This is a genomic window from Pseudoclavibacter sp. 8L (genome assembly GCF_902506465.1).
In the GTDB taxonomy this organism is placed as follows: Bacteria; Actinomycetota; Actinomycetes; order Actinomycetales; family Microbacteriaceae; genus Pseudoclavibacter.
Map to the genome: position 1 here is coordinate 1,035,993 of NZ_LR733185.1, position 16,783 is coordinate 1,052,775.

Genomic DNA, 16,783 nt, shown 5'->3' on the forward strand with positions numbered 1-16,783 from the left:
TCGCATGCGAGCATCACGAGTCATCTCCGCCGTCGATTCCCACACTGAGGGCATGCCGACGAGGGTCGTCACGGGTGGGATCGGGGTCATCCCCGGTGCCACGATGAACGAGAAGCGGCTGTACGTGCAGGAGCATCGCGACGACCTGCGGACGTTCCTGATGCGGGAGCCGCGCGGGCACTCGGCGATGAGCGGCAGCATCCTCCAGCCGTCCACGCGCCCGGATGCCGACTTCGGCGTCCTGTACATCGAGGTCTCCGGACTGCTGCCCATGTGCGGTCACGGGACGATCGGCACGGCGACGGTGCTGGTCGAGACGGGCATGGTGGAGGTCCACGAGCCGGAGACCGTCATCCGGCTCGATACTCCGGCGGGTCTCGTGATCGCTCGCGTCGAAGTGAGCGAAGGACGCGCTGTTAGCGTTACCATCGAGAATGTGCCCAGCTTCTGTGAACGCCTCGACGCCGTCGTCCCGGTGCCGGAACTCGGCATCGACGCGCTCCGCTACTCGCTCGCGTTCGGCGGCAACTACTACGCCATGGTCGACCTCGACGACGTCGATCTGCCCTTCGATCGGGCCCGCAAAGACGACATCATGCGTGCCGGTCTCGCAATCATGGACGCCATCAACACCCACGACGCGCCCAAGCATCCGACCATCGAGGGTGTCGACCACGTGCACCACGTCGAGTTCATCGCGCCCGGCTCCACCGCCGCCCACTCGCGCCACGCGATGGCGATCTACCCTGGATGGTTCGACCGCTCACCCTGCGGCACCGGCACCTCCGCGCGCATGGCCGAGCTGCACGCCAGAGGCGAGTTGCCGCTGCACACCGACTTCGTCAACGAGTCGTTCATCGGCACGAGCTTCACCGGCCAGCTCATCGACGAGGTCCAGGTCGGTGACAGGTCGGCCGTGATCCCGACCATCACCGGCCGCGCGTGGATCACCGGCATGGGCCAGTACATGCTCGACCCGACAGACCCCTTCCCGGCAGGATTCGAATTCTAGATTGGACTCATCGATGAGCACACCCACCCCGCATACCAGCGACGTCGAGCTCGAGCAGATCCTCGCGGCAGCCGCCGTGGCCGCCCCTCTCTGGGCGGCGACCCCACCGACTCAGCGCGCCACCGCCCTCATCGCGGTCGCCGACGCGCTCGACGCCGCGGCGGGGGAGCTCATCCCCGTCGGCATGCGGGAGACCGGCCTCGCCCAGGCCCGCCTCACGGGCGAGCTGAAGCGCACGACCGTGCAGATCCGCCTCTTTGCCGACGTCATCCGCGACGGCTCGTACCTCGACGTCCGACTCGACGAGGCCGACCCGGACTTCGTGCTCGGCCCGCGGCCCGACGTGCGCCGGATGCTCGTGCCGGTGGGAGTCGCCGTCAACTTCTCCGCGTCGAACTTCCCCTTCGCCTTCTCCGTGGCCGGTGGCGACTCCGCCGCCGCGCTCGCGGCGGGATGCGCGCTCATCGTGAAGGGCCACTCGGGGCACCCGGAGCTGTCCGTGGCGACGGCCCGCGTCGTCGAGGGCGCCCTCCGCGAGTCCGGCGCCCCCGATGGCGTCTTCGCGCTTGTTATCGGCCAGCAGGCCGGGGTCACCGTGCTCGAGGACAACCGCGTCGACGTCGGGACCTTCACCGGGTCGATCCGCGTGGGACGTCTGCTCGCCGACAAGGCCGCGGCCCGCCCCCGCCCCATCCAGTTCTACGGCGAGCTCGGCAGCGTCAACCCCGTCTTCGTGACGGGGGCTGCGCTCGCGGAGCGCGGCGAGGAGATCGCTGCAGGCTACGCGGCATCGGTCGCCGGTTCGGCAGGTCAGCTGTGCACGAAGCCCGGCTTCCTCTGGGTTCCCGCGACGGATGCGGCCGCCGAGCTGCAGCTGCGCGTCTCGCAGGCGGCCGAGCAGGCTCCGGAGCACCGGCTCCTCAACCCGAGCATCGGCCGCGCGTACCTCGAACGTCGGGCGGCCGTGCTCGACGCGGACGGTGTACGGGTCGTCGCCGAAGGCGCTGTGCGCAGCGATGACGATGGCAACGTGTGGGCGACGCCGACGATCGTGGCCGTGCCGGCGAGCAAGCTCGCGGCGGGCGACGAGACGCTGCTCGACGAGGTCTTCGGGCCGTTCTCGGTCATCGTCGAGTACGAGGACGAGACGTCGCTTGCGCCGAGCCTCGACGAGCTGTACGTCGGCAACCTCACGGGCACGGTGCACGCCGCCGACGGTGAGCAGTCGCCCGCGCTCTCTGCGCTCGTCGCGGGGCTCGCGAGGAAGACGGGTCGAGTGCTCTTCGGCGGCTGGCCGACCGGCGTCGCCGTCACGCCCGCCATGCAGCACGGCGGGCCGTACCCGGCGACGTCGAACGACACCTCCACGTCGGTCGGCACCGCATCCATCTCCCGCTTCCTGCGCGGTGTCGCCTACCAGGGTGCGCCGCAGGAGGCACTCCCGGAGCCACTGCAGGACGCGAACCCGTGGGGTGTGCCGCAGCAGCGGGCCGCCGCGGGTCAGTCGGCCAGCTGGGGTGCTCAGGACTGAGCTCTCAGGGCGTCCTTGGCGGCCAGGCGCGAACGCAGCGTCGGCGCCAAGGGCGCTTCGTCGCCGGGCCGACCGGGATCCTGACCAGGAGCTTGATCGGCAGGTTCGCTGATGCGGCCGCGCCTGCGCAGCTCGGGAACCACGTGCTCGACGAAGTCCTCGAGCGAGCCGGGGAGAAGGGCCGGGGTCACGACGAAGCCGTCAGCCGCCCCCGCATCCTGCCACTCGCACAGCTCGTCGGCGATGTCGGCGCCGCTGCCGAGCGGGGAGGGCGTGAGCTGGTCGAACGACTGGCGCAGGGCGAGGTCGCGGACGGTGAGCCCCTCCCTGGCGGACACTGCCGCGAGCATGTCCTCGAAGCCGTCGCTTCCCGTCGCGCCCCGGTGCGCGGCGAGGAAGCCTTCCGCGTCCTCGTCGAGTCGCAGTGTCGTGGCGTCCGCGTGCATGAGCCGCACGAGCGAGCGCACGGCCGAGGCCTCGTCGATGTGCGCGAGCAGTGAGTCGCGGACGCCCACTGCATCGATGCGCGTCGATCCAGCGATCGGCTGGATCGCTGCGCACACGCGAATCTCGTTCGGGTCGCGTCCCGCGAGTCTGGCCCGCTCGCGAAGCTCGGTGCGCACCGCGCGGTTGCCGTCGATGCCGTCGGCCGCGACGAAGACCAGCTCCGCCCACCTCGCGGCGAACTGCATGCCGCGCGGGGAGGCGCCCGCCTGCATGAGCACCGGATGCCCCTGGGGGCTTCTCGGGAGGCTCAGCGGGCCGGGTGCCGCCGCACGTTCGCGGGGCGCCGGAGTGCGCGAGACGAGGCTCGGGTCGGCGAACACGCCGTTCTGGGCGTCCTGCACCAGCGCAGCAGGACCCCAGGTGCCCATGAGCTCGAGCACCTGCGCCACGACGCGGTCGGCGCGGTCGTAGCGCTCCTCTTTCGGGGGGATGCGGTCGAGGCCGAGGTTGCGAGCCTCGGCATCCGTCGTCGAGGTCACGATGTTCCAGGCCACGCGCCCCGCAGAGAGGTGGTCGAGGCTCGAGAGCGTCCGCGCTATGGCGTACGGCGGCAGGAACGAGGTCGACACGGTCGCCCCGAGTCCGATGCTGCGCGTCGCCCCGATGACGGCGCTCAGCACTGTGATGGGGTCGAGCGTCACGGCTCCCTTGCCGCCGCTGGCGAGGGTCGTCGCCACGTCGCCGAGCGCGTCTTCCGGGATCGCGAGCGCGTCTGGCAGGAACATCAGGTCGAAGCCGCCGCCTTCGAGGAGTCGCGCGATATCGATGTACGAGCTGGCGTGCAGCCAGTCGCGGTTCGAGTGCGGGTGGCGCCAAGCGGCGGCGTACCGCTGCGTCGGCGGGTTGACCATTCCGACGAGCGTGAGCTGACGCGTGCTGTTCTCAGACAAGCGACAGCCCCGTTCCTGCGGCGATGCCGAGCATGGCCGCAAGTGCGAACGCGCAGAGCACGACGATGGCGAGTGCTGCGTCGCGGGTGTCGAGCGCGACCGGCCGCCAGACGGTGCGTGGACCCGCTCCGAGGCCTCGCGACTCGAGGGCTTGGGCGATGCGCTCACCGGAGCGGATGGAGACGACGAGCAGCGAGAACGCGGCCGTGCCGAACGCGGTGACACCGGTGCGCGGCGTGCCGTCTCGTCCGAGCGGCGCCCGGACGGCCTGCGCTGCGCGGATGCTCTGCCACTCGCTCGGCAGCAGCTGCAGGAGGCGGAATCCGGCGAGCAGGGCGTATGCGAAGCGAGGGCTGAGCCGCGCGTGCTGCGTGAGGCTCGTCATGAGGTCACGGGGCGGAGTGCTGGCGATGAACGCGATCGACAGCATGCCGATGACCGTCGTTCGCAGGGCCAGCGCGAACCCGATGGCGAGGCCCTCGCTGGTCACCCGAACCGGCAGACCTTCGAGGATCTCGCTCCCTGGGCGGCTGAGCGCGTTGACCATGACCAGGCCGATCCCGAACGCCACGAAGGGGACGGATGCGGCGAGCAGTCTTCCCGGGGTGAGCCTCGTCGTCGTCAGCGTGGCGATGATCGCGAGCACGGTCAGCACGCCAAGGGTCAGCGGGTTCAGGATGAACAGCGTCGCGAGCGAGCAGGCGAACAGCACCACGAGCTTGACGGTGGGGTTGCGGCGCTCGAGTGCGGGACTCATGCCGCGACCCGTGTCGCGGCGCCGTCGAGCTCGCGCAGGATCGCGCGTGCCCGCTCGGCGGGGAAGCGCCGCGCCTGGAGCCAGCTCAGCAGCGGCGTTCGCTCGAGGCCCGCTGCGGCGAGGAGGCTCTCGTCCTCGAGGAGCTCGAACGGCGTCACTTCGGCGAGGAGACCGCCTTCGGCGAGGACCAGCACGCGGTCGGCGTACGTGCAGACGGCACGCAGCTCGTGGCTGGAGAAGAGCACGCCGCAGCCGCTGCGCGCGGTGCGCTCCAGGGCGTGCATCGCGGCAATGCTCGAACGGCGGTCGAGGCCGAAGCTGGGCTCGTCGGCGAGGAGGAACGGCCGGTCGTGGGCGAGCATGGCGGCGATGCTCACCCGCCGCTGCTGCCCGCCCGAGAGGCGGAATGGGCTGTGGTCGAGTTGTGCCGAGAGGTCGAAGCGGGTGACCAGCTCGGCGATGCGCTCCGCGTCATCCGCTCCGAGGCCGTGCTCGATCTCGCGCCGCACTGTCGGCTGGGAGAACTGGTGCTCCGGGTTCTGGAAGATGAGGCCGGGGCGGGGGCCGTGCACCTGCCCCGAGCCCGCCCGCGCGAGACCCGCGAGCGTTCGCAGCAGGCTCGACTTCCCGCATCCGTTGCGGCCGAGGAGCGCCACGACCTCACCCGCTCTGAGCTTGAAGCTCATGCCTCGGAGGACCGCCTCTACGGCGTTCTTCGCGCGAGGGCGCTTCGGGGCCCCGCCAGCGACGACGTCGAGGCTATCGACGCTGAGGACCTCCGCCTCGCGGGTCGGCGTCGAGGGCGCCGCTGCGGCTGCGCCAGTTGCGGCGCGCGCCCCGAGCGCGGCGACACGGTCCGCGACCTCGTCGTTCGCGAGTCCGCCCTCGAGGCCGGTGAGTGCGGCGAGTTCCGCGTCGAGCGGCAGCCAGCACCCGGCCTCCTGCAGCTCCGCTGCGTGCTCGACCAGCACGCGCGCCGTCGGGCCGTCGTGTGCGATGACACCACCGCGCGCGACCACGACCGTTCGTCCCGGGAGGCCCGCGATGCCGCGCGCTCCCGCGTACTCGTCCAGTCGGTGCTCGACGAGCACGATCGTGGATGCTCGTGCAGAGGCCGCGTCGACCGCCTGTCGGACCGACGCGATTCCCGCAGGGTCGAGCATCGATGTGGGCTCGTCGAGCACCAGGACACGGGGCTCCGTGACGATGGCCGCGGCGATGGCCACGCGCTGGGTCTCGCCACCCGAGAGCGTCGCCGTGCGACGGTCGGCGAGCGTCCCTGCGCCGACGAGGTGGAGGGCCGCGTCAACCGCTGGCCCCATCGCCTCGGGAGCCCAGGCGTGGTTCTCGAGCGGGAACGCGATCTCGTCGGCGACGTCGGGGAGGCACACCGATGAGCTCGGGTTCTGCGCGACGACGGAGAGATGCCTGGAGAGGCGCGGCACGTCCGACTCCTGCGTATCCACCCCGCAGATGCGGATGCGCCCGCTGACCTGTGCGGGGACGCTGTGGGGGATGACCCCGCTGAGCGCCTGCAGCAGCGTCGACTTCCCCGCCCCCGACGGCCCGATGACGAGCACGTGCTCGCCGGGCGCCACGCGCAGATCCACTGGCCCGAGCCCGTCTCCCGAGGAGTGGATCGCCTCGAAGCCGACCGCCTCGATGTCCACGCTCGAGATGTCGACGCTCGAGCTGTCAGGCCGCACGGCGCACGGCAAGCGGCTTCGAGTCCTGCACGATCGCGAAGTTGTCGAGCACGCCGGTGTGCACGAGCGAATCGACGATGAGCTTCGCGAGGAGACCGCCGAGGATGATGCCGGACGCGACCTGGATGCCGAAGCGAAGGAACAGGATCTCCTGGCCGTACCAGCCTGAGCGGAACGCCGAGTAGAAGAACACGAGGCCGGCGCCGAGCGCGCCGGAGATCGCGTACCGCAGCCAGCCGTACTTCCGGTACCGGCCGAGCGCGAACGGCAGCTCGCTGCCGATGCCCTGGATGGCGGCGGCGACGAAGAGCAGGGGGCCGACGGCAGAGCCGAGGAACACGACCTCGATGACGGAGGCGAGCACCTCCGCGATGACACCGACGAACGGCCGGCGGATGATGGCGATCGCGATGGGCGCGACGAGCAGCCAGCCGCCGAAGAGGAAGTGCTGGGCGAGGTCGCCGGCCGGCCCCATCGCGATGGAGAGCGCAGTCCACGCCTGCACGAGCGCCCAGTACAGGAAGCCGAAGACCGTGCCGAGCACGACCATGAGCACGATGTCTCGCAGCTTGAGGCTCATGCGCGGGCCTCGGCTGCTGCGTCGAATGCCGAGTCAACTGCTGTGTCTGCCTGGCGGCCTGCGTGGCTGGGGCTGTTCAGCGAGATCGTGAGGTGGCTCGTCACATGCTGCACGTGCGCCCCGACCCCCGCCCAGGCGACCGCGACCGTCTCGAGCACGCGCCCGAGGTCGCCGCTGAGCTTCGTCACGAAGTGCTCGGAGGCTACGAACGTGCCGCTCGCCTTCGCCGTCTCTATGGCCGCGTAGATCTCGCGCATGTGGTCGGGCGTCCGCTCCGCCGAGCCCGCATCCTCGAGGGGGTAGAGCGCCCACTCCGCACTCGCGAAGCTGCCAGACTTCCGGCCGCGGGGCGCATCCACTTGCCTGGGGCCGGCGCCTCCCGGCAGATCGCACACGGCCTCGCCGGGGCAGCCGCGAGACAGCAGCACCTGGATGGAGGCGTGCAGTCCCGTCGCCGCGATGTGCTGCGAGAGGTCGGTGAGCCAGCGCAGCAGTGACTGCTCGTCGCCGCCCGCGTAGGTGCTCACGTCGCCCGTCTCGAGCACGAGGCCGGAAGCGTCCGCGGCGTCGAGTGCGGCGAGGATCACGTCGACGTATCGGTCTGACATGACCGAGACGGTGACTCGTGCGCCCACCCCGAATGCGAGCGGGTCCTGGGTGATGGTTTCCATGTGCGTGCCTTCCGTCGGAGCGTGACGGCACGGGTGGGTTGACTCCCTTCGCTGGCATTACCCAGATCAGGTTCAACGGTCGGAGTTCGAGTACTCCCTCTCAGCCCGACTCATCGGGCTCCCGTGCACGGCCACACTGTAGCCCCGGCGCAGTTCGCGCCTAGCTCCCTGCGCTCGTGAAGACCACGTGGTTGCCTTCCGGGTCGAGCACCTGGAGGATCTGGAAGTGAGTGGCGTCTTCGATTCCGCCGTGCTCGATCCTGGCCGCGTCGAGCCGTTCGGCGACACCGGCGAGGTCGTCTTCGGTGAACACCACCGTGGATCTGCCCGAGCGGCTCGAGTCGGCCCAGAGCTGCAGGCCGGCTTCGCTTGTGAAGTGCCACTCCAGAAGTCCGGGCATCGGATTCTCGTCGGGGCCACGGCCGAAGAGCCTGCCGTAATATTCCGTAGCCTGAGCCAGGTCGGACACGGTGATCTGCGCAAGTACGCCCTTGATAGCCATGCCCCGATGATGCTCGCCTCTGGTGCGAGGAGCCTCCACGAACATGTCCCCACGTTGCGACGCGTAACGGGGTGCGTCAGGCGCCGTGGTCCCGCCGCGAGGCGCCACCTAGCGTCAGACCATGACGAACCCACCCCGAATCCACCTCGGCGTCGCACTCGATGGCGCCGGCATCCACCCGGCCGCCTGGCGGGAGCCGAGCGCCCGTCCGGACGAGCTCTTCACGCCCGACTACTGGGTGGGGCTCGTCCAGCTCGCCGAGCAGGGGCTCCTCGACTTCGTATCCATCGAGGACTCGTTGGCGCTGCAGTCGTCCGAGCGGCTGCACGACGACGATCGCACCGACGAGGTTCGGGGTCGACTGGATGCGCTGCTCATCGCCTCGCGGGTAGCCCCCGTGACCCACAGCATCGGTCTCATCCCGACCGTCACGACGACGCACACCGAGCCCTTCCACGTCTCCAAGGCTGTCGCGACGCTCGACTACACGAGCGAGAGTCGCGCCGGCTGGCAGGCTCGACTCTCGATCGGGTCGGACCACACGCACTTCGGGCGCCGCGACCCGGCGGAGTTCCTGGAGACCCTCGAGCGCGCATCGACCGCCGACATCGGCGACCTCTTCGCCGAGGCCAACGACTTCGTCGAGGTCGTGCGCAGGCTCTGGGACAGCTGGGAGGACGACGCGGAGGTCCGTGACGCCTCCACGGACCGCTTCCTCGATGCGGCGAAGGTGCACCGCGTCGAGTTCGAGGGCAGATGGTTCAGCGTGCGTGGTCCGTCGATCACGCCGCGTCCGCCGCAGGGGCAACCCGTGGTCGCTTCCCTCGGGCACGCCCAGGTGCCGTACGAGTTCGCCGCCGCGAGCTCCGATCTGCTCTTCGTCACCCCGTCGGATGTCGCCTCGGCCGTGAGCATCCTGTCGGAGGTGCGGGCTGCCGAGCAGAAGGTGGGCCGTGCCGGCGAGCCGCTCTCCGTCTACGTCGACGTGGCCGTGTTCCTCGACGGGCCCGAGGAGACCGGGGCCGCTCGTCTTGCGCGCCTCGACGCGAAGGGCCGCACGCTCGGGCAGCCGCCGGCGGTATTCACCGGTTCGGCCTCCGAGCTCGTCGAGCACTTCGAGACGCTCTCGGCGCTCGGCTACGACGGCTTCCGTCTGCACCCCGGAGTCGTGACGGACGACCTTCCCCGCATCGTCGCCGATGTCGTTCCCCTCCTCCAGCAGAAGGGGCTCTTCAGGGAGCGCTACGAAGCACGCTCCCTGCGCGGCCTCCTCGGCCTGCCGACCACCGTCCCGAACCGCTACGCCGCCGTCTAGGCCCGACTCGATCAGGAGATCATCGTGACCAAGAAGCAGATCATCCTCGCCGCCTACGTCGGCGGAGTCAACGAGCACACCCTCTGGGAGCACCCGGATGCGGGGAGCCAGATCGAGTTCTCGACGTTCAAGCACGCCGCCCAGAAGGCGGAGGCGGGGAAGTTCGACTACTTCTTCCTCGCGGAGGGTCTCGCGCTGCGCTCGCGGCGGGGCGAGATCTTCGACCACGACATCGCGGGGCGCCCCGATACCATTCCCGTGCTTGCCGCCATCGCCGCGGTCACCGAGCACATCGGGCTCGTGGGCACCATCAACGCCACCTTCAACGAGCCGTTCGAGCTCGCGCGCCAGTTCGCCAGCCTCGACCACCTGTCCGGGGGGCGGGCTGGCTGGAACGTGGTCACGTCGTTCGACGCGTTCACCGGTGCCAACTTCCGACGCGGCGGCTTCCTCCCGCATGCTGAGCGCTACGAGCGGGCAGAGCAGACGGTCAACACGGTCCGGGAGCTGTGGGATTCCTGGTCGGCGGATGCGATCGTCGCTGACAAGGAGTCCGGCCGGTTCCTGGACTCCGCCGACGAGGGGCGCTTCGACGTCTCGACGAGTCAGTTCGACATCAGCGGTCGGTTCACGGTTCCCCGCAGTCCACAGGGCAGACCGATCATCGTGCAGGCCGGCATCTCGCCGCAGGGTCGCGACTTCGCGGCCGCCAACGCCGACGTCATCTTCTCCCCGTACTCGCGCCTCGAGGAGGCACGAGACTTCTACGCCGACATCAAGGGTCGGGTCGAGGGCTTCGGGCGCAACCGGGATGACCTCAAGATCCTCCCGCAGTCGAGCTTCGTGCTCGGCGACACCCGCGAGGAGGCGCAGGAGAAGGCGCGCTGGGTGACGGAGCAGCAGCTGAGCCCGCGCACCATCCAGGTGCGACTCGAGCAGGTCTGGAACCGAGACTTCTCGGAGATCGACTTCGATGGTCCGCTGCCCGACTTCGACCCGGATGGGGAGAGCGCGCCCATCATCGAGGGCCGGGCCTTCACCTACGGCGACCGCCTCGCGACTGTGCGCAGGTGGCGCGAGAAGGCAAGGGAGAACGACTGGAGCATCCGCGAGTTCGCGCGCCACGAGCTCGGCGGTGTGCGGTACGTCGGGACGGCGTCCCAGGTTGCCGAGGAGATCGACGACTTCGTGCAGAACGAGGGCTCGGACGGCCTGGTCATCGGCTCGCATCTCACCCCGGGCGGCATCGACGAGTTCGTGGACCGTGTCGTTCCGATCCTCCAGGAGCGCGGCTCGCTTCGCGAGGAGTACACGGGGACGACGCTTCGGGACAACCTCGGCATTCCCGTGCCCGAGCGAGGAACGCGCGCGCCTTCGGCCTTCGCGCACTGACCCGGAGCTGGGCCGAGGCGCTGCGTTCGACTACGAGTTGGGGTAGGTCTCGCGGAGGATGCGCCCGAGGAGAGCGGCGATCGCGCCCGGCCCGGATCCTTCGGCGACGCGCTCGACGTCGGCGTTGTAGTTGGTGTTCGTGTTGATGTCGTACACCACCTGACGGCCGTCCTCGGTCTCGATGAACTCGATGCCGGCGATCTCGAGGCCGATGTCCTTCGTGAACGCGACGAGGCGCTCGACGAGCTCGTCGTGTCCGCCCTGTCGGAGCGAGAAGATCGAGGTGCCTGGCTCCGGCGCGAGCTCGGCACCAGGTGGCACGACCGGGCGCCCAGTATCTGGGTCGATCGCGCAGGCATCCGCCGGGCAGAGCTGGAACCCGCCGTGGATGGTGTCTGCCGCGATCGAGTAGATGTGCTCGCCGCCGACGATCTCGACGCGGGTGATGAACCCGCCTGCCGGTCGCAGGTACTCCTGCAGGAGGGTGATGCCGTCGAGCGGCTCCTCGAACTCGGGGGAGTCGAGGTAGCTCTCGAAATCGGCGAAGGCGTCGAAGCGGCGCACGCCGAGGCCCTTGCCGCCCTGGTTGTGCTTCGTGATGAAGGGCGTCGGGAACTCCCTCGCAGCGTCCCGCAGCCCCTGCTTGCCGATGACGGCGACCGTGCGGGGCGTGTCGATGCCCGCGCGGCGCAGGAGCGTCAGCTGGTCGACCTTGCTGACCTCGAGTTCGATGGCCCGCCGGCCGTTGACGGTGCGTCGGCCGGCAGCCTCCACCCAGTTGAGCACCGAGCGTGCGTAGTCCTTCGAGAGTGCGTGGTCGCGGGTGTGCGACGAGGCGCTGATGCGCGACCAGAAGATGCCCTCTGGCGGGAGCGCGTCGATGTCGAGCACGCCCTCGACGAGCCGCCACTCGACGACCGGGACGCCGGCCGCGTCGAAGGCGGCCTGGAACGGCGGCCACCATTCGGGGTTCTCGTGCAGGGCGTAGACGACGGGGCCCGCAGCTACGGGCTGGGAGGAGGGAGCTGCGCTCATGAGAAGAAACCTTCGACATCGAGTGCGCCGCCGGCCGCGTCGAAGTCGGCGCGTGCGGCGGCACGGAGGTTGGAGTCGGCGAGGAAATCGGCGGCCACGAGGGCGAGGCCGGCGCTCGCATCGGCGATGGCCGTGCTCGCGGCGTCGCTGGTCGCGTACTCGGCGAACTCGCGCGTGTGCAGGCTCACATCCGGCGGGCTGATGGCGATGACCGGGTGGATGCCCGGCACGCGAACGCTCACGTTGCCGAAGTCGGTGGATGCTGCGAGGTGCGATGGCACGGACGCCTTCGTGAGGACGCGTCGGCCCCGCGCCTCCTGGTGCACCGCCCACCGCTCGGAGAGGGGCGTGTTGTAGCGCAGCGGCATCGTGAACGGCTGCGGGTCCCACTCGACCTCGACGCCGGTGCCGGTCGCGAGGGCGATGCCGTTGGCGATGTCCTCGAGGCGCAGGCTCAGCTCTTTCAGGGTCTCTGCCGCGTTCGAGCGGACGTAGTACTCGAGCTCCGCGAACTCCGGCACGACGTTGGGGCGCTGCCCGCCGTCGAGAATGACGCCGTGGATGCGGTCGCCGGGGTAGAGGTGCTGCCGGATGAGGCCCGTGGCCTGGTAGTTGAGGTTGGCGGCGTCGAGCGCGTTCCGGCCCTGGAACGGCGAGGCGGAGGCGTGCGCCGGGACGCCGTAGTAGCGCACGCGCAGAATGCGTCGTCCGATGAATGGCTGGTCGGTGACGTCGTAGCCGAACGGATGGATCATGATGGCGGCGTCGATGTCGTCGAAAGCGCCAGCCCGCGCCATGATCTCCTTCCCGTTGCCGCCTTCTTCTGCGGGCGTGCCGTAGAGCACGATCCGGCCGGCGGGGAGTTCGCGGCGGCGGCTCGCCTCGACGAGCGAGAGGAAGGCGCCGACTGCGGAGGCGGCGATGATGTTGTGCCCGCAGCCATGCCCGACTCCGGGCAGAGCGTCGTATTCGGCGAGGATCGCGACCGTCGGTGCATCTCTCGAATCTGGCTTCGCTTCGCCCACGACGAGCTCAGCGACGAGCGCCGTGTCGAGCCCGAAGGCTCCGAGCTGTGCCGAGATGCCGTGCTCCGCGAGCAGCTCGGCGATGTCGGCGACGCTCTGCGTCTCCTCGAAGCCCTCCTCGGCGTACTCGAAGATGCGGTGGGAGAGCTCGACCAGCTCGGGCTGCAGGGAATCGGCGGCCACGCGGATGGCCGACGCGTCCTCGATGGATGCTCCGTCGTGCGATGAGGTGATGCGCGGCGCAGCAGCCGCCGCGATGGCGGTCTCCGCGGCGACGAGGTCGAGGTAGGTGGTGCTGGGCGTCGTGGGGGATGCGCCCACCCGGATTCCGCGGGTCGCCCCTGTTGCTCTGGGTGCGCTGGTCGGGTCCGCTGCTTCGCTCACGTGGTGTGCTCCTTGCCGCCGGCAGCCCCGGGTGGGCCGTCCGCTTCCATCGTGCCTCGATTCTCCGGGAGCGTGGTGGGCCGTGTCGGGGTCGCCGTCGTGGGCCGTAACGTGAATCTCGATTACAGTGGCAGCGTGATGTTCATCCTCGGTGCCGTGCTGCTCGGGCTCAGCCTCGTGCTCACGACCTGGGCGCACTTCCTTGTCGGCCGGGCGGGTGCCGGGCGCAGGCTGCCGATCTTCAGGGACCCGCCGGGGACGCCGAAGTTCGCGAGCTGGCTGCGCATGGGTGGGGCCCTCCTGGCTGTCATCGCCGCCGGGCAGCTGTGGCACGTCATCGGGCTCTTCGCGATGCTTCCCGTCGCTCTCGTTCTGTTCGTGCCAGGGCTCGTCATGCACACGCGACACGAGCGCGCGCTTCACCGCTGAGATCCACGATCATCTTGCCCGTGTTGGCACCGCGCATCATGTCGAGGAACGCCTGCACGGTGCTGTCCAGGCCGTCGACGACCGTCTCGTCGTAGGCGATCTCGCCCGCGCGGATCCACTCGACCATCTGCTGCTGGAACTCCCCGGCGAGGTGGCCGTAGCCTCCGACGGTGAACCCCTCGAGTCGCAGGGCTCGCTTGATGAGGTTGGCCATGTTGTCCGGGCCCGCTGGCTTCTCGCGCTCGTTGTAGCTCGAGATGGCGCCGCACAGCGCCGCTCGGCCGCCCCGGTTGAAGACGTCGAGTGCCGCCTCGAGGTGGTCGCCTCCCACGTTATCGAAGTAGACGTCGATACCGTCTGGCGCCGCCGCTGCGAGCTGCTCCCGCACGGGCTGCTCCTTGTAGTTGAAGGCTGCGTCGAAGCCGTACTTCTCCGTGAGGAGGGCCACCTTCTCGGCTGTGCCCGCTGAGCCGATGATGCGGCCGGCGCCGAGCTTGCGGGCGATCTGTCCGACGGCGGTGCCGACGGCTCCCGCCGCGCCGGACACGAAGACGGTCTCGCCCTCCTTGAGCCCTGCGATGGCGGTGAGGCCGACGTAGGCGGTGAGGCCGGTCATGCCGAGCATCGAGAGGTAGAGCGACAGTGGGACACCGGGAATCTCGTCGACGACGCGGAACGATGCCGCGTCCTCCTGGACGATGTCGCGCCATCCGAAGGCGTGCAGCACGTGGGCCCCGACCGGCACGTCATCGCTGGTCGACTCGACCACGACGCCGACCGCGCCGCCGGTGAGTGTCTCGCCCAGGGCGTACGGGGCGACGTAGCTCGGCGCGTCGGTCATGCGACCTCGCATGTATGGATCGACCGAGAGGAAGAGGTTCTCGACGCGCACCTGACCCGGCTGCAGTTCGGCGTACTCGACCGTGACCGTGCGGAAGTCCGTTTCCTTGGGCCACCCCTCCGGGCGGGAGGCGAGCTGGATCTGCGTGCTGATGGCGGTTGAGGTCATCACGTCAGACAATCACAGCATTCTGACCATACCGGCCGATTACTACATTCGTAGTGGATGCACTACGTCCGTAGTTTTCGTGTCGAGATCTCTGCGTCTAGAGTTCGGGGGTGCCCTCCACGCGTGATCGTTCGCTGACCGCCGCTCTTGAGCTCCTCGCATCTGGCGGCATGCGTGCGCTCACGCACGTGCGGGTCGATGCCGAGGCGGGGCTCCCGCGGGGGTCGACTTCGAACCATTTCAGGACCCGGCAGGCGCTCATCGAGGGTGTCATCGGTCGCTTGGAGCGCAGTGACTACGCCGAGTGGCTGCTGAGTTACGAGTGGGGCGAGCCGAGCGTGGACCGCTTCTGCGCGGCGATCGGCGCCGCCGTCGACGACATGACCGGCGCCGGGCGAGTGCAGGCGCTCGCCCGGTACGTCCTGGTCCTCGAGGGAACCCACAACGCGATGGTCGCCGAGGCGATCCGGGTGGGCCGTGATCGCCTACGGGGCTGGGCGGCGGGCGCTATCGCCGGTCTCGGCGTCGACGATGCCGAGGCCTGTGCGTCAGCGCTGTTCGCGTTCATCGACGGGGCCGTCCTGCACCGGCTCTCCCTGCCAGAAGAGGACCTCCCCGACGTGTCCGTCGACGTGCAGTCGACCGTGCGACGGATACTCACTCAGCGTGACGCCGTGCCTTCCGCCTAGGGCTGGAGTTCTGCCGCCCATGCTGAGGTCGCCGCGGCGATCTGCTGGCGCCCGTCCTCGTCGGGGATCGTCGCTGTTCCGTCGCCGGACTGCGGGCCGTAGTTGCCGAACATCGCGTGGTTCGCGCCCTCGATCTCCAGGGTCTCGGCGTCGGCGGGGAGCAGGCCGCGTGCATCCGCTGCCTTCTGCGGGGTGCTGAGCCCGTCGGCGCTTCCTGTGATGCTGAGCACGTCGAGCGACTCGTCGGCGGCGAGGTCGTTGGCGCAGTAGCTGCCGAACAGCAGCAGGCCGGCGACGTCCGGCGACTCGGCGAGCTGGCAGGCGCGGACTCCGCCGAGGGAGTGCCCTCCCACGGACCAGGTGGTGACCTCGGGGGCCACGGCCGCGTAGTCGTCGAGCGTGCGGGTGTCGAAGAAGGCGAGGTTGAGGAGCGGCTGCGGGATGACGACGGTCATGTTGTCGTCGGTGACGAGGCTCGAGAGCTTCGCGGCGTAGGCCGACGGCTCGACCTTGGCTCCGGGGATGAACACGAGTCCGGTGTCGCTTGGCTCCTCGCTCGGGCTCAGCACGAGGGTGCCGTCGACCTCGGTGACCGAGATGGCTGGGTCGTTGGTGACGGATGCGAGGGGTTCCGGTTCGGCTGCCATGACCCCGACGTTCGCCCAGATCAGGAATGCCGCGATGGCGACGACGAAGACCGCGGCGATGATGGAGAACGTCCAGATCAGCGCGCGGCGCAGCCGGCTGCTTCTGCGTCGTGGTGGCTGCTGGTTCGGGGGAGTTGCTGGCACCCGCAGAGGATATCGCTCAGCTGTGGGAGGGACGCTCGGTGAGGGTGGTGCGGCCGACGTGTTTCTCGAACGCGAAGATGGGGAGGTCGAATTCCGGGATGCGTCGTTCGCCACCTTCGAAGCCCGACGCTCGGTAGAGGGCGACTGCTTCGGGCTGCCGGGAGCCGGTGGTGAGGAAGATGCGGGTGTAGCCCAGGTCGCCGGCTGCTGCGTCGAGTTCTCGCAGGACCTGTTGGGCGAGTCCGCGGCGGCGGTGCGTGTCGCGTGTCCACATGCGCTTGACCTCTGCGGTGGTGGAGTCGTATCGGCGGATGGCGCCGGCGGCAACGAGGACGTCACCCTCGAGGATGCCGATGAAGGCGCCGTCGGGGGACGTGAAGTCGGTGACGGGGTACGCGGTGATGTCGTCTTTGTAGAACTCCCGGTACCTGGTCCGGTACTCCGCGTCGAGGATGTCGAGCACTTCCGACACCTCGGCGGAGGTGATGTCAAGGTGGCGGACGGTGAGCGCATTTGTCATGCGCACATGTTGCTCCGCCTCCGGGCGTCTCGCTCTTC

The 16,783-nt window shown here is 69.6% G+C and carries 17 protein-coding genes and 1 riboswitch; of the genes, 6 read left to right on the plus strand and 11 right to left on the minus strand.

The window, feature by feature from the left end; translation table 11 throughout:
* The first annotated feature begins 4 nt into the window (after positions 1–4).
* Together GV007_RS04870 and GV007_RS04875 are read left to right on the plus strand one after the other, a co-directional pair.
* On the plus strand, positions 5–1,012 hold the full coding sequence (locus tag GV007_RS04870) for a proline racemase family protein (RefSeq protein ID WP_160071230.1): 1,008 nt from the start codon (positions 5–7) through the stop codon (positions 1,010–1,012).
* Between the two features lie 13 nt (positions 1,013–1,025).
* On the plus strand, positions 1,026–2,543 hold the full coding sequence (locus GV007_RS04875) for an aldehyde dehydrogenase family protein (RefSeq protein ID WP_160071231.1): 1,518 nt from the start codon (positions 1,026–1,028) through the stop codon (positions 2,541–2,543).
* Here the strand turns inward: GV007_RS04875 and GV007_RS04880 are convergent.
* From GV007_RS04880 to GV007_RS04905, 6 genes are all read right to left on the minus strand, one after another.
* Positions 2,534–3,940: an NtaA/DmoA family FMN-dependent monooxygenase gene (locus GV007_RS04880; protein WP_236558336.1), complete on the minus strand. Its 1,407-nt coding sequence runs from the start codon at positions 3,938–3,940 to the stop codon at positions 2,534–2,536. The two genes, GV007_RS04875 and GV007_RS04880, sit on opposite strands and share 10 nt — an antisense overlap.
* Positions 3,933–4,697 carry an energy-coupling factor transporter transmembrane component T family protein gene (locus GV007_RS04885; RefSeq protein ID WP_160071232.1) on the minus strand — a complete coding sequence of 255 codons (765 nt, stop codon included), beginning with the start codon at positions 4,695–4,697 and terminating at the stop codon, positions 3,933–3,935. The genes GV007_RS04880 and GV007_RS04885 overlap by 8 nt, the downstream gene beginning before the upstream one ends.
* Entirely contained in the window at positions 4,694–6,403 is a 1,710-nt protein-coding gene (locus GV007_RS04890) for an ABC transporter ATP-binding protein (RefSeq protein ID WP_160071233.1), read from the minus strand. The genes GV007_RS04885 and GV007_RS04890 overlap by 4 nt, the downstream gene beginning before the upstream one ends.
* The gene (locus tag GV007_RS04895) at positions 6,393–6,983 is read right to left on the minus strand and encodes an ECF transporter S component (RefSeq protein ID WP_160071234.1); all 591 of its coding nucleotides are present in this window, start codon (positions 6,981–6,983) and stop codon (positions 6,393–6,395) included. Before GV007_RS04895 ends, GV007_RS04890 begins: the two co-directional genes overlap by 11 nt.
* Positions 6,980–7,654: a YkoF family thiamine/hydroxymethylpyrimidine-binding protein gene (locus tag GV007_RS04900; RefSeq protein WP_160071235.1), complete on the minus strand. Its 675-nt coding sequence runs from the start codon at positions 7,652–7,654 to the stop codon at positions 6,980–6,982. Before GV007_RS04900 ends, GV007_RS04895 begins: the two co-directional genes overlap by 4 nt.
* 42 nt (positions 7,655–7,696) lie before the next feature.
* Positions 7,697–7,780, minus strand: a riboswitch (TPP riboswitch).
* A gap of 34 nt (positions 7,781–7,814) precedes the next feature.
* A complete protein-coding gene (locus GV007_RS04905) occupies positions 7,815–8,156 on the minus strand; it encodes a VOC family protein (protein WP_104242817.1) in 342 nt (113 codons plus the stop codon).
* Between the two features lie 121 nt (positions 8,157–8,277).
* Here GV007_RS04905 and GV007_RS04910 point away from each other — a divergent pair, with 121 nt between their 5' ends.
* Positions 8,278–9,471: an LLM class flavin-dependent oxidoreductase gene (locus tag GV007_RS04910; protein WP_160071236.1), complete on the plus strand. Its 1,194-nt coding sequence runs from the start codon at positions 8,278–8,280 to the stop codon at positions 9,469–9,471.
* Between the two features lie 24 nt (positions 9,472–9,495).
* Entirely contained in the window at positions 9,496–10,863 is a 1,368-nt protein-coding gene (locus GV007_RS04915) for an NtaA/DmoA family FMN-dependent monooxygenase (protein WP_328809430.1), read from the plus strand.
* Positions 10,864–10,893: 30 nt separating this feature from the next.
* On the opposite strand, the gene GV007_RS04920 is transcribed toward GV007_RS04915, so the two are convergent.
* Positions 10,894–11,898 carry an ATP-grasp domain-containing protein gene (locus GV007_RS04920; protein ID WP_160071237.1) on the minus strand — a complete coding sequence of 335 codons (1,005 nt, stop codon included), beginning with the start codon at positions 11,896–11,898 and terminating at the stop codon, positions 10,894–10,896.
* Entirely contained in the window at positions 11,895–13,307 is a 1,413-nt protein-coding gene (locus GV007_RS04925; protein WP_236558337.1) for a M20 family metallopeptidase, read from the minus strand. Before GV007_RS04925 ends, GV007_RS04920 begins: the two co-directional genes overlap by 4 nt.
* A 135-nt stretch (positions 13,308–13,442) precedes the next feature.
* On the opposite strand from GV007_RS04925, the gene GV007_RS04930 reads away from it, so the two are divergent.
* Positions 13,443–13,736, plus strand: a complete 294-nt coding sequence (locus GV007_RS04930) for a hypothetical protein (RefSeq protein WP_160071238.1) — start codon at positions 13,443–13,445, stop codon at positions 13,734–13,736.
* Here GV007_RS04930 and GV007_RS04935 read toward each other — a convergent pair.
* Positions 13,699–14,745 carry an NADP-dependent oxidoreductase gene (locus GV007_RS04935; protein WP_160071239.1) on the minus strand — a complete coding sequence of 349 codons (1,047 nt, stop codon included), beginning with the start codon at positions 14,743–14,745 and terminating at the stop codon, positions 13,699–13,701. The two genes, GV007_RS04930 and GV007_RS04935, sit on opposite strands and share 38 nt — an antisense overlap.
* Before the next feature lie 110 nt (positions 14,746–14,855).
* On the opposite strand from GV007_RS04935, the gene GV007_RS04940 reads away from it, so the two are divergent.
* Entirely contained in the window at positions 14,856–15,434 is a 579-nt protein-coding gene (locus GV007_RS04940) for a TetR/AcrR family transcriptional regulator (protein WP_160071240.1), read from the plus strand.
* Here the strand turns inward: GV007_RS04940 and GV007_RS04945 are convergent.
* Both GV007_RS04945 and GV007_RS04950 read right to left on the minus strand, forming a co-directional pair.
* Positions 15,431–16,225 carry an alpha/beta hydrolase gene (locus tag GV007_RS04945; protein WP_236558338.1) on the minus strand — a complete coding sequence of 265 codons (795 nt, stop codon included), beginning with the start codon at positions 16,223–16,225 and terminating at the stop codon, positions 15,431–15,433. The two genes, GV007_RS04940 and GV007_RS04945, sit on opposite strands and share 4 nt — an antisense overlap.
* 16 nt (positions 16,226–16,241) lie before the next feature.
* Entirely contained in the window at positions 16,242–16,745 is a 504-nt protein-coding gene (locus tag GV007_RS04950) for a GNAT family N-acetyltransferase (RefSeq protein ID WP_160071241.1), read from the minus strand.
* Between the last annotated feature and the right edge of the window lie 38 nt (positions 16,746–16,783).

What these genes read in the sequence shown, in the direction of transcription:
- GV007_RS04910 (WP_160071236.1), top strand. Translation starts at nt 8,278, where the DNA reads ATGACGAACCCACCCCGAATCCACCTCGGCGTCGCACTCGATGGCGCC.
- GV007_RS04895 (WP_160071234.1), bottom strand. Translation starts at nt 6,983, where the DNA reads ATGAGCCTCAAGCTGCGAGACATCGTGCTCATGGTCGTGCTCGGCACG.
- GV007_RS04950 (WP_160071241.1), bottom strand. Translation starts at nt 16,745, where the DNA reads ATGACAAATGCGCTCACCGTCCGCCACCTTGACATCACCTCCGCCGAG.
- GV007_RS04885 (WP_160071232.1), bottom strand. Translation starts at nt 4,697, where the DNA reads ATGAGTCCCGCACTCGAGCGCCGCAACCCCACCGTCAAGCTCGTGGTG.
- GV007_RS04920 (WP_160071237.1), bottom strand. Translation starts at nt 11,898, where the DNA reads ATGAGCGCAGCTCCCTCCTCCCAGCCCGTAGCTGCGGGCCCCGTCGTC.
- GV007_RS04875 (WP_160071231.1), top strand. Translation starts at nt 1,026, where the DNA reads ATGAGCACACCCACCCCGCATACCAGCGACGTCGAGCTCGAGCAGATC.
- GV007_RS04900 (WP_160071235.1), bottom strand. Translation starts at nt 7,654, where the DNA reads ATGGAAACCATCACCCAGGACCCGCTCGCATTCGGGGTGGGCGCACGA.
- GV007_RS04905 (WP_104242817.1), bottom strand. Translation starts at nt 8,156, where the DNA reads ATGGCTATCAAGGGCGTACTTGCGCAGATCACCGTGTCCGACCTGGCT.
- GV007_RS04935 (WP_160071239.1), bottom strand. Translation starts at nt 14,745, where the DNA reads ATGACCTCAACCGCCATCAGCACGCAGATCCAGCTCGCCTCCCGCCCG.
- GV007_RS04870 (WP_160071230.1), top strand. Translation starts at nt 5, where the DNA reads ATGCGAGCATCACGAGTCATCTCCGCCGTCGATTCCCACACTGAGGGC.